The sequence below is a fragment of the Larkinella punicea genome, assembly GCF_003334855.1.
Classification (GTDB): domain Bacteria; phylum Bacteroidota; class Bacteroidia; order Cytophagales; family Spirosomataceae; genus Larkinella; species Larkinella punicea.
In genome coordinates this window covers 1-12,452 of record NZ_QOWE01000001.1, presented here as the reverse complement: position 1 = coordinate 12,452, position 12,452 = coordinate 1, and the positions used below count along the sequence as shown (strand labels likewise).

The 12,452-nt window shown below is 51.3% G+C and carries 8 protein-coding genes; all 8 read left to right on the top strand.

The genetic code is table 11. The features are described 5' to 3' along the window. Positions 1 to 56 precede the first annotated feature (56 nt). The 8 genes from DUE52_RS00040 (at position 57) to rodA (ending at position 11,910) form a co-directional block, all read left to right on the top strand. Entirely contained in the window at positions 57 to 2,444 is a 2,388-nt protein-coding gene (locus DUE52_RS00040; RefSeq protein ID WP_114403896.1) for a TonB-dependent receptor, read from the top strand. Between the two features lies 1 nt (position 2,445). Continuing rightward, a complete protein-coding gene (locus DUE52_RS00035; RefSeq protein WP_114403895.1) occupies positions 2,446 to 3,678 on the top strand; it encodes a PepSY-associated TM helix domain-containing protein in 1,233 nt (410 codons plus the stop codon). Between the two features lie 206 nt (positions 3,679 to 3,884). Then, positions 3,885 to 4,841 carry a DUF4595 domain-containing protein gene (locus tag DUE52_RS00030; RefSeq protein WP_114403894.1) on the top strand — a complete coding sequence of 319 codons (957 nt, stop codon included), beginning with the start codon at positions 3,885 to 3,887 and terminating at the stop codon, positions 4,839 to 4,841. Between the two features lie 445 nt (positions 4,842 to 5,286). Continuing rightward, positions 5,287 to 6,522 (top strand): histidine kinase, encoded by a 1,236-nt coding sequence (locus DUE52_RS00025; RefSeq protein ID WP_229312012.1) that lies wholly within the window; start codon positions 5,287 to 5,289, stop codon positions 6,520 to 6,522. Between the two features lie 2 nt (positions 6,523 to 6,524). Beyond that, complete coding sequence (locus DUE52_RS00020) at positions 6,525 to 7,265, top strand: LytR/AlgR family response regulator transcription factor (RefSeq protein WP_114403892.1); 741 nt, start codon at positions 6,525 to 6,527, stop codon at positions 7,263 to 7,265. 141 nt (positions 7,266 to 7,406) lie between these two features. Beyond that, positions 7,407 to 8,435, top strand: coding sequence for an SMP-30/gluconolactonase/LRE family protein (locus DUE52_RS00015; RefSeq protein WP_114404228.1), 1,029 nt, complete (start codon positions 7,407 to 7,409; stop codon positions 8,433 to 8,435). Positions 8,436 to 8,607: 172 nt separating this feature from the next. Then, positions 8,608 to 10,584: a penicillin-binding protein 2 gene (gene mrdA / locus DUE52_RS00010; RefSeq protein ID WP_114403891.1), complete on the top strand. Its 1,977-nt coding sequence runs from the start codon at positions 8,608 to 8,610 to the stop codon at positions 10,582 to 10,584. Between the two features lie 96 nt (positions 10,585 to 10,680). Then, on the top strand, positions 10,681 to 11,910 hold the full coding sequence (gene rodA / locus DUE52_RS00005) for a rod shape-determining protein RodA (RefSeq protein WP_114403890.1): 1,230 nt from the start codon (positions 10,681 to 10,683) through the stop codon (positions 11,908 to 11,910). Positions 11,911 to 12,452 lie beyond the last annotated feature (542 nt).

Genomic DNA, 12,452 nt, shown 5'->3' with positions numbered 1-12,452 from the left:
CCACTATTAATAACAAGTCTAGTTAATAATAGCCTGGAAGCCTATCCTGTAACTTAATGACAAAATATCTATTCTTCGCACTCTTCAGTTTAACCTGCTCACTCGCCTGGGCGCAGAAGGCCCAGATTCGCGGCAAAATCGGGGAAAAAGACAATACCGTATCGGTGAGTTATGGCTCACTACAACTTTTCGAAAAGGGCGTTTTCATAAAAGGGGTGGTTGCCGGTGAGAACGGAGATTATCTTTTTGATAAACTGAGCAAAGGGTCTTATACCTTGAAAGTGAGCGGCATCGGCTACGAAAGCCGGGAACAGGGACCTATCGTTATCGAACGCGATAATCAGGTGATCAGTCTGAACATGGATCTGCTGCCCGCCGTATCACAACTTTCGGAAGTTGTGGTCAAAGGTGAGATTGGTGTGACCAGAATCGAACCGGGCAAGATTGTTTATCAGGCAGCGGATTTGCCGATTGCCAAAGGATCTTCGGTGGGCGATATGTTGCGGCTGATGCCGTCGGTTGCGATGGGAGGCCCTCCGGGTGTGCCGCGCGACATTCGCTACCGGGGCCTGGAAAAATCGTATACGTTGGTGTTGATCGACGGAAAAAATGCGGGGATTACGGGGAATAACCGGGAAGTCGTGCTGAACCAGATTCCGGTTTCGGCCATTGAACGCATCGAGATTATTGCCAGTCCGGGCGCTCAATACGATGGCGACGGCATGAACGGGGTCGTCAACATCATTCTCAAGAAAAATTCGCGGTATGGGACCCACGGGCAGGCGATGGTCGGCATCAACAGCCTGGGCGGTTACAATGCTTCGTTGCAGGCTTCTCACAAATTTGGCAAAGGTGAGTTTTACGGGGCGTATGATCGCAACGAAGTGCTGCTCACCGGGGATAATTCCATGACGGAAACCAACCGGGTGACGGTGTTGAAAAATGGGGAGGTGACGGGTTATCAGGACATTTTTTCCAAAGAAAGCCGGAAAATAACGAGTGATAACATCAAGCTGGGAACGCGCTGGGATTTGTGGAAAGGCGCCGATCTGAAAGCCGAATACGTGAGAGGATGGCAGCGGGAGCTTAAAATCAAAACCCAGGATACCAAAGTATTGAAAGCCGACCGCTCCTTTTCGAGCCGCACCCTGCGGACGGAAGATCAGACGGAAGACTGGCGTTTCAACGAATACATCCTCAATTTTTCGCAGAAACTATCGCCCAAAAGCCGGTTGACGGTTTCTTATAACCACGTCGATGGCGATTATCCCAAACCCAAATACCAGACCGATCAGAAATTAAACGGCGAGGGATTGCCGTCCGATGCCAAACCGGCAAAAACCAATACGTATGAGAATAATTACGACCGGAATGACTTCGTTCAGGCCGATTATTCACTGCATACCAATCACATTGTAAGCTGGAACGCCGGTTTAAAATACAGCAGCCGCGTCCGCGAAAACATTCAACTGGTCGACAAGTTCGACTACGCTAAAAACCAGTTTCTTCGGACCCAGAGCCCGGCCAATAACTTTACGAGTTCCGAAAAAATCATGGCCGGTTATGTGCAGTCGGCCATTACCAAAGGCCGGTTGCGGAGCGTGATCGGCGTTCGGGCGGAGTATACCGATTTTCACAACCAGACGCTCGAACAGAGTTATTCCACCCACGGCAATTATTTTATTCCGCTGCCCAGTGCGTCGTTTATCTTCAATCTGGATACGACACAATTCATCAAATTTTCGGTGGATCGGAAAATCCGGCGGGCCAGTTTTAAGGACCTGAGTCCGTTTGTCGATAGCTCGGATGTGGCTAAAATCAAAACTGGCAACCCGTTGTTGCGGCCGGAAAAAGCCTGGGGTTTTGAACTCGGCTACATGAAAACCGCGGCAAAATGGAATGTGGGCATGAACCTTTTCCGACGCCAGATCGACGGCCTGATCCAGAAAGTGTTGTATGATGTGTCGCCGGGCGTGGTGCTCGAAAAACCGGACAATTTCAATGCCGCGTACATTCAGGGCGTCGAGTTGATTGCAGCCGTTAAACCGCTGTCGTTCTGGAGTATCAACGGAAGTTATTCCCGGTTCGACTCCCAGTTAAAAGACGAAAACCAGGGTGGGGGAGACGCCATCAAAGACCAGTTTGACTGGTGCGCCAAGCTGATTTCGGACGTGACGATCGGACGCAATACCTTTTTTCAGGTGGCCTGGAACGGCATTGGCCCCAAGGTTTCCAGCCAGAAAGAAGAAAAGACACTGGCGTATTGGGATGCCAGTTTATCCCGGTATTTTGTTCAGAAAAAAGTGGTGTTGAGCGTCCGCGTGATGGACGTATTCAACACGAACAACAAGCAGACCATCGAGTATACGACCGCCCAGACCAGCGAGAAAATCCAGGATATTCCGGGCCGTCAGGTTTTTCTCAATCTTTCGTACAGCTTCTGATATGAAAACAACAGGTTCGTTCAAACGGCTAAGCGGTCAGCTCCACCTGTGGCTTGGGCTGGCGTCGGGGATCGTAGTTTTTGTGGTGAGCATTACCGGTTGCCTCTTCGTTTTTGAAGAAGAAATCCGGAACATTACCCAGAAGGAATTTCGCTTTGTCGAACCGCAAAACCGCCCTAAACTCTCGCTGGCGCAGGCAACGTCGATGGTGACGCAGCGGTTTCCCGACCAGAAAATCGAGCAGATCCGGCTGTTTTCGGCTGCCGACCGAACCATCATTGCCAAACTGGTCGACAAAAATGCCGTGAGCAAGAAGAAACCGGGCAAAGAAGATGAGGAAGAGTATGAAGGAAAGAGAACAGTCGTTTCGCTGAATCCGTATACCGGTGCCGTGCTGGGGCCGTGGAATATGGATCAGGATTTTCTGCACGCGGTTGAAAAAATGCACAAGACCCTGTTGCTCGGAGAAGTTGGCAAATGGATTATCAAGGTAAACATCGTGATCTTCCTGGTCATGCTGATTTCGGGGCTGGTGCTGTGGTTTCCGCGGAAGAAAAATCAGGTTAAAACCGCTTTTACGCTGAAATTTGATGCCAAATGGCAACGGATCAATTACGATTTCCACAACGTTCTCGGTTTTTACTTCGTCTTTCCGCTCCTGCTGATTACCCTCACGGGGATCTGGTGGGCCATAAAACCGTCGCAGAAACTGGTGTATGCGGTTTTGGGCGATGCCAGAAAAGAGGTAAAAAAGCCGGTTTCCGTCGTTCAGCCGGGGCGGGCGTTCAGTCCGGTGCAGGCTTTCGAAACCGTCGCGCCCCATCATCCCGGCTGGAACGAAGCACACATCAATTTTGCCAAACATTCAAAAGATGCGGTCAAGGTCAATCTGCGGTATCCGTACGAGATCGTTAAAAAACAGAACGTGTTCGAATTTGATCAATATTCCGGGAAGCTGCTGAAATCGGAGCTGTTCAACGACTATTCGGCCGCCGACAACGTCAAGCACGCCAACCGGGATCTGCACACCGGGCAGGCTTTTGGCTTATTTGGCAAGATTTTGATGTTTCTGGCCAGCCTTTTTGCCGCTACATTGCCCTGGACCGGTTTCCTGATCTGGTACCAGAAAAAATACAAAAAAACAGCAGCCCGGCCCCGGCGGGTTCCGGTGCCGGCCAGTCAGGAAGTGAAGCGAAAACCAGTTTATCAACCCCGCGTTCCGGTGAAAGCGTGACAAATCTTTGGAAAATTGCCCCAGAAACGGCCGAGAGGCCGTTTTTTTGCGTTTAAACCGGTTGCTTCCAAGCCCGTTATCCGGATTGCGGGACCCGGTATGGCTCGTTCACTACCCGCTGTGAGTTACCGTTGAAAGCCTGAATCGGGCGGTTCTACCTTTGTTGTGTTCAATCAGTCACACACCAACCAACACAACCAATCAGAATGAACCAATCGATCAGACTACTTACCTTTTTTCTTTGTTTTTCAGCGTTGACCGGGTTGGTATCCTGCGAGCGGGAAACGCCGGTTTTTCCACGTCAATCCGCGACCGAACAACCCCAAACCGTTGGCCTTGACGATGAAATTCTGGTGGTGGCGTCCAAAAAATACACCTTGGTAAAACACGGCACGAAAACGCTGGCCTACGCTGCGGATGGGAAGTTAAAGAAAGTCACCTTCAGCCCCGGCCATTACATCGACTATACCTACCAGGATGGGGAGTTTCGGCGGGTGTTTACCAAAGAGTACAATGACAACAAGCTGGATGTGGCAACGACCTATTATATCCACCGGGCACAGGTTGCCGGAGGTTATCCGTACGAATCAAGTCCGCCCGCCGGAGCCTACTATAAAAATTATCCGGATCAGTGTTATCTGGTTAGCACCGAGAGGTATATGCACTACAAGCAGGGGGATGAAATTATCAAAACGGAACACCTCTACACCTACAATGACAAAGGACAACTGGCAAAGATGGATTTGAGTAACTTTCAGGGAACGTATTATCCTTTTAAACGCATCGACTTTGCCTACAATGCTGCCGGTGATTTAACAAAGGCAACGGAGTATAACGCCCAGAATGTGAAAATCCGTGAATCAACGTTTGAATACACGGCCTTTGGCGATCCGATTCAGAACGACCGGAATGCGCTAAACCCGGAGGAGATGCAGGTGGATCCGTATGTGACGGTTTTTGGCAAGTACAGCAAACACCTGGCGCGGGGCAAAAAGCGGGAAGCCTTTGCGCCGTATAGTTTGCTAAGCAATACGTATTACCAGTACGCGATCAATGGCGATGGGTACGTTACAAAACAGGATACATATAACCTTATGAACGCTCAATTGATCCTTTCCACACCTTTCGAGTACACGGTTACGTTTCCCCGGATTGTGCTGTAAAGGGGGGAGGGGAGTCCGGTTTTGTCTCAGATAACGCTCCCCGATCGTGCGTGAAAACCGGCTGGCAGGCTACTTACCGATTCAGACCCGGCAACTATCAACCCGAAGACCCCCGTTGTTGATTCCGGTTGGGAGGTCGTGGGAAGCTCCGCTACTTTTGAGTAAGCCATTCAATCAAAACCTCTATAGCTGGTCGAAATCTGATAAGATGACCTATGTAGTTGATAGTAAGTAGTGTGTATTTTGTAGTGTTTAAAGCGCCCGGCCCTGGCCGGGCGTTTTTTTGTGCCGCTGGATAAGAACCGGAAGCGACTTACCGGCGTATTTCGACAAGTTGTGGGCCGGAAACGACCAGTTATTTATCCGTTCTTTCAAAAGAGCGCAATTAGCTCTACTTTCGATTAAAGAATTCACTATAGCTTTAAGGACATCAACCAGACTAAATGTGTCAAAACATGAGAAACACAAAACGGCAGATCACGAAAGAAAGACGTTAGAAGAAGAGCTCGAAACCGAACGGGCCATCAATTTTTTTGCGATTTCACTCATTGATCAAACGACCGTCGAAGAGGTGCTGTGGGACGTTGCCAAGAACTGCATCGCCCGGCTTAACTTCCTCGACTGCGTGGTTTATCTGCTGGATGAGAAACGGAACGTGCTGGTGCAGAAAGCCGCCCACGGACCCAAAAATCCCCGGTCGTACGAAATTCTCCAGCCCATTGAAATCCCCATCGGGCAGGGAATCGTGGGCTCGGTGTTGCTGACGGGAAAAGCCGAGATCATCGGCGATACCTCGCAGGACCCCCGCTATCTCCGGGATGACGAAATGCGGTATTCCGAAATTACCGTACCGATTCTGCTGGAAGGAAAAGTGATCGGAATCATCGACGCTGAACACCCCGACAAGGACTTTTTTCAGCCCCGGCATCTGCACATACTGACGAGCATTGCCCGTCTGTGTGCCCAGAAAATCCGGCGTGTTCAGATCGAACAGGCGTATCAGCAAACCGAGCGGCAATTGCTGGAAAATAACAAACGGATTGCGGAAACCAAGCTGCTGGCCCTGCGGATGCAGATGAATCCGCACTTTGTGTTCAACAGCCTGAATGCCATCAATAAATTTATTCTGCAAAACGAGGTGGATGAAGCTTCGCTGTATCTCACCAAGTTTTCGCGGCTGATGCGGCAGATGATCGACAACACCCAAACCGAGTGGGTGTCGTTGCGCAGTGAACTAAAGGCCTTGCAGACGTATATCGAACTGGAACAATTGCGGAGTGATAATACCTTTGACTTTTCACTGGTGATCAATCCCACCATCAGCCAGGACACCGTTCATGTACCGCCTTTGCTGTTGCAGCCGTACGTCGAAAATGCGATCCGGCACGGCTTGTTGCAGCAGAAAACCGAAAAACCGTTGTTGCAGATCGATTGTCAGCAGGTGGCCGGTTTTCTGGTGATCTGCATTGCCGACAACGGCATTGGCCGCGAAGCGTCGAAACAGTCGCAGGGCAACGGACTGATGGCCCACAAAGCCCACGGCAGCCGGATTGCGGAAGAACGCTTGCAGATTGTCAATGAAATTTACGGCGTCGATGCCCGAATCGATGTGGCCGATCTGGTCGATTCGGCGGGGGCGTCGGCCGGAACCTGCGTAACGTTTACCATGAAACTCAAATAACCATGACAGCCATTATTGTCGATGACGAAAAACATTGCCGGGACGTACTTGCCCTGTTGCTCCAGCGGTTTTGCCCGCAAGTACAACTGCTGGCGTCCTGCGTGGATGGAACCGAAGGCTACCAGGCCGTTGAAATGCACCACCCGGATCTGGTTTTTCTGGACATCGAAATGCCCGGCATGAGCGGATTCGATATGCTCGAAGCCTGCCGTTTCAATACATTCGACGTTATTTTTACAACGGCCTACAACGAATACGCCATCAAGGCCATTCGGCACAACGCCCTGGATTACATCCTGAAGCCCATCGACAAAGATGAACTGGTGAAGGCCGTTCAGAAAGCCGAACAGGAGCGCCTGACCCGGACCCCGGCCAAAGTCGAGAGCTTTGTCGACTACCTGCACCGCCAGAAAACCGGTGACCGCATCGCGTTGCCCACGCTCGAAGGGTTGCAAATCATCAACAGTGAAGAAATTTACTACTGCGAATCGGACGGCGGCTACACCCGGTTTTTCCTGACCAACGGCAAGGTCGTTCTGATTTCCAAGACATTGAAAGAAGTGGAAGATGTGCTGGAAACCAAGGGGTTCTGCCGCGTTCACCACGGTTACCTGATCAACCTGCGTTACGTTCAGCGTTACATTCGGGGCGATGGGGGCGAGGTGATCATGGAAAACAACAAGAACATCCCGGTGTCGCGGAACAAAAAACAGGAGTTTCTGAACTTGCTGGAAAAAATTTAAGGACAGTTTCCGGTTCACGTCGGCCCGTTAAAATACGGTCTACCGAGTTTATTCCGGTTTCGGATGGCCCACAGACGTCGGCTGGCCGAAACCGGATATTTTTGTAATTTGCCCCTGAATCCTAACGCCTTACCGAAAATCATGAAACGAAGTATGTTGTCGGCCCTGCTGACCGGACTTGCCGGTGCCGCTTTGGCCCAAACGCCTTATCCCACCATCGGTTCCATCGAGCGACTCGACCCCAAACTGGATGCGCTGATTGCAAAAGACGCCCAAATGGAAGTGCTGGCTTCCGGTTTCGTCTGGTCCGAAGGGCCGGTCTGGGTCAGGGAGGAGGGCGGTTATCTGCTGTTCTCGGATGTTCCGCAAAATACGGTTTACAAATGGACGGAGAAAGACGGTTGTCTGCCGTTTATCAAACCGTCGGGCTACACCGGGGTTGGTCACTACAGCGACGAACCCGGCAGCAACGGTCTGGCTCTGGACGGCAAAGGAAGGCTGATTTCGGCGGAACACGGCGACCGGCGCGTCTCGGTGCTCGTACTCGGTGGCGCATCGGGCGGTAAAAAAACGCTGGCGGACCATTACAAGGGCAAACGCTTCAACAGCCCTAACGATGTGGCTCCGCATTCGAACGGCAGTGTTTATTTTACCGACCCGCCCTACGGTTTGCCGAACCGGGAAAAAGATACCAAAGCGCGGGAACTGGATGTTTTCGGCGTCTACCGGGTGGAACCCGACGGCAAAGTGACCTTGCTCATCAGTGACCTCACCCGCCCGAACGGAATTGCCTTTTCGCCCGACGAAAAAACGATGTACATTGCCCAGTCGGATCCGGAAAAACCGTACATCATGGCCTATCCCGTTCAGGCCGACGGAACCGTGGGCAAAGGGCGGATTTTTTACGATGCCAGTGATGGAATAAAACAAAAACTGCCGGGTTTGCCCGATGGTCTTAAAGTCGACAAAGCCGGTAATGTGTGGTCGAGCGGGCCGGGTGGCATACTCGTCGTTGCGCCCGACCGGGCCGACGGTCCCGGTAAGCTGCTGGGCCGGATTCGGACCGGCGTCGCCACGGCCAACTGCGCCTTCGGCAACGACGGCTCGACGCTCTACATTACCGCCGATATGTACCTCATCCGGATCAAAACCCTGACCAGAGGCCTCTAAAACCTGCCATCGATTGGCTCCCCGGAACCCCGGGTCAAAGCCGGGGTTCCGGGGAGCCAATCACTTTATTCTTAACTCTTCACTCATAATTCTTCACGCTGTTCTTAATCTCGCTATATTTGTACTGAAGCTGGTATGAAATGTGTAGTGAGGATTTCTGGGTTATAAGGTTATGATTGAGAACAGAAAATACATTGTCATCGGCGTTTTCTGTCTGGTTGGGCTGGTCTATCTGTCGCGTTTGTTTTATCTGCAAATCCTGGATGACAGTTATTCACTGGAATCGTCGAGTAACTCCATAAAACGGGTCATCGAGATCCCGTATCGCGGTCAGATTTATGACCGGAACGGGAAATTTATGGTCTACAATACGCCGGTATACGATCTGTACGTCACCCCCCAAAAAGTACAAATTCCGGATACCGCAGCCTTCTGTCAGTTACTGAGCCTGGAGCGCACGGAATTTGACAGCATCATGGCGGCAGCCAAGGCGCATTCCTACCGAAAACCGTCGTTGTTTTTGCGGCAATTGTCGAAAGAAGATTTCGCCCGGATTCAGGATGCGCTGGTGGATTACCGGGGTTTCGAGCACGTCACGAGTTCGATGCGGACGTATCCGGCCCACACCATGGCGAATGCGCTGGGCTACGTCAGTGAGGTCAGCCGCAAGCAGCTTGAAGAACAGGAAACGCCCTATTACCGTCAGGGGGATTATATTGGACGAAGCGGCCTGGAAGAACAATACGAATCTGTTTTGCGGGGGCAACGAGGTATCAAATTCGTGATGCAGAACGTCCACGGTGTGGTGAAAGGCTCCTGGAAAGACGGTGCGTTCGATTCACTGGCCATTGCGGGCAAAAACCTGCACACCGGGATCGACGTCGAAATTCAGCAGTATGCCGATACGCTGATGCAGAACAAAGTGGGCAGTGTTGTCGCCATCGAACCCTCGACCGGTCAGGTTTTGTGCATGGTTTCGGCCCCAACCTACGACCCCAATGCCTTGTCGAGCCGGTTTTTTTCCAAAAGCTATTCCAAACTGGCCAAAAATCCCTATAAACCGCTGATCAACCGCCCGGTGATGGCAAGTTACCGGCCCGGATCGACGTTTAAACTGATCCAGGCCCTGGTGGCTTTGCAGGACGGCGCGGTGTCGCCCGGTTCGATTTTCAGCCATGCGGGTTCGCCGATGAAGTGCCACTGCAACCGGTCCGGTCGGTTGAATCTTTCCGGGGCGGTTCAGTATTCCTGCAATCCCTACTTTTACCACGTTTTCCGGCGGCTGCTCTACAACAACGCCGAGCGCAACACCTTCAAGGCGTCGGCGATGGGCTTGCACCATTGGCACGATATGGTCTCGAAGTTTGGGATCGGGAGTCGGCTCGGCATCGATTTGCCGAGTGAACTGAGAGGAAGTTTGCCGGATGCCGACTTGTATGACAAACTCTACGGTGAAAAACACTGGAAATTTTCGACGGTGTATTCCCTCAGCATTGGTGAAGGCGAGTTGTTGATCAGTCCGTTGAAAATGGCCAATGTTGCTGCAATTATTGCTAACCGGGGCTGGTTCTACACCCCCCACATCGTGAGTGGCATTGGGGAACCGGGGAAAGGGATTGACCCGAAATACCTCGAAAAACACGATGTCGGTATTGATCCGCGCCATTTTGAAATTGTCGCGGAAGGGATGCAGGGCGCGGTTGAACACGGCACTACTACCCTGGCCGCCGTGATTCCGGGCATTACGATGTGTGGAAAAACCGGTACTTCCCAAAACAAAAAAGGGAAAGACCATTCCATCTTTGTTGCTTTTGCACCCCGCGAAAATCCGAAAATTGCCATTGCGGTTTTTGTCGAAAATGCGGGTTGGGGCGGCATTGCCGCAGCATCGGTGGCATCGCTGGTGATTGAAAAATACATCAAACGACGGGTTGATAACCACGCGCTGGACAAGAAAGTGAAGGAAGCCAACTACCTTCCCGCGATTTCACCACCCAAGAAGCCGGCACCCAAAAGGTTTGTAGAGCCGCCGAAGGATAGTACGGCCAAACCGATGATCGTAAAAACGGTTCCGGCCCGACCGGTGGCACCTGCCCAACCGGAAACCCACTCGCTGGCTTCCCGGCCGGTGACTACCAACGGAAATTAAGTATTCATCGTCTATAAGCAGACCGGCGACCCGGTCATCATTCCTTTGGTTTCGAGAGAACCACAAATTACGCAAAACATCGATTGGGTAACGCTCATGCTGTACATGGCCTGCGTGTTGATGGGCTGGCTGAACGTGTACGCGGCCGTTTACAGCCCCGAAACCCAGACGAACCTCTTCGATATGTCCACGGAAGCGGGAAAACAATTGATGTGGATTGGTACAACGGTATTGCTCATTATTGCCATTCTGGTTATCAACTACCGATTTTGGGATACATTTGCCTTTGTCATCTACGGCATTACGATTCTGTTGTTGTTACTGGTGTTGGTAGCGGGATCCAATGTCAACGGTTCGCGGTCGTGGTTTAAACTGGGGGCATTTTCCCTTCAACCCGCCGAGTTTGCCAAATTGGGGACGGCTTTGGCACTGGCGCGGTATATCGACTATCCAAACGTTAACCTGACCAAACTGAAAGACCAGCTCTCGTGTGCGGGGATCATTGCCTTGCCGGCTTTGCTCATCATTGCGTCGAACGAAACCGGCTCGATGCTGGTGTTTGCCTCCTTCATCATCATGCTGTACCGGGAAGGGCTGCCGGGATTTTACCCGCTGATCGCTATTGTGATCGTCGCCCTGTTTATTCTGACGCTGATTGTGCCGAAACTCATTTTGTTTGGGGTTATTCTGGCCCTCGGTCTGCTGGTTTTCTTCCTGACGCCCCGCTACCAGCGTTCGGTGCAGAATGTGATGGTCATCGGCATCACGGCGGTTTCGATGATTGCGATTGTGGCCGGTGTCGATTTCTTTGTGAACAGTGTATTGCAAAAGCACCAGCAGAACCGGATCAAAGTACTGGTCAACCCGGCGGCCGATCCGCTGGGCGTGGGCTGGAACGTGACGCAGGCCAAGATTGCCATTGGTTCCGGGCGATTACAGGGAAAAGGTTTTCTGGAAGGGACCCAAACCAAACTGGACTTTGTACCCGCACAAAGTACGGATTTTATTTTCTGCACAATTGGCGAAGAACACGGTTTTATTGGCAGTGCAGTTGTGTTAATTATGTTTGTTTTTCTATTGTGCCGGATTGTAATCCTGGCCGAAAAACAACGAACGCGCTTCGCCCGGGTGTATGGGTATTCGGTGGCGGGTATTCTCTTTTTTCACCTGATGATCAACATCGGGATGACGATCGGCCTGATGCCGGTCATTGGCATTCCGCTGCCGTTTTTCAGTTACGGCGGGTCTTCACTCTGGTCGTTTTCGATTCTGCTGTTTATTTTCCTGAAACTGGATTCCCGCCGGGTAGGAATGTTTACGCGGTAAAGGCACAAGGTAATTTCAAATGTAAAATCAGTACTGTACGAAGGATTTAAGATGATTGGTAAACCGTTTTTCCTTCCCTTTTTTGGTCACGATTTTTTTTGCAGACTCTTGTCGATGCTAACGCAAATGAGGGGGTGGTTGGCCGCGTAGCGGACGGATGTTTGTAGCAACAGTGTGCCATCAAGAAAGCCCGCGTGCCTTTGGGTACGCAATCACCTGCACCTGCCTGTTGCGTACCCAAAGGCACGGGGGAGGAACCGGGTAGTCTTTTCATTATAAACATCCGTCCGCTACGCGGCCAACCACCCCTCATTCGCGTTACAGTATCAGAAAAAACCATTCTAAAGATCGTTCTACGCCAACAGCCAAAGAGGGTGGAAAAAAATGCATCCTTTGTACACTACTGATGTAAAATCAGTACTGTACGAAGGATTGGTTTAACTCCTTCGGGCTTGGTGTGCTAAGTATTTTCTGAGTAGCTCAACGCCGTTGGGTAAGTCGAGGACTTCCAGAATGACGTTGGCTTGTAGTTCTTTGAAAAA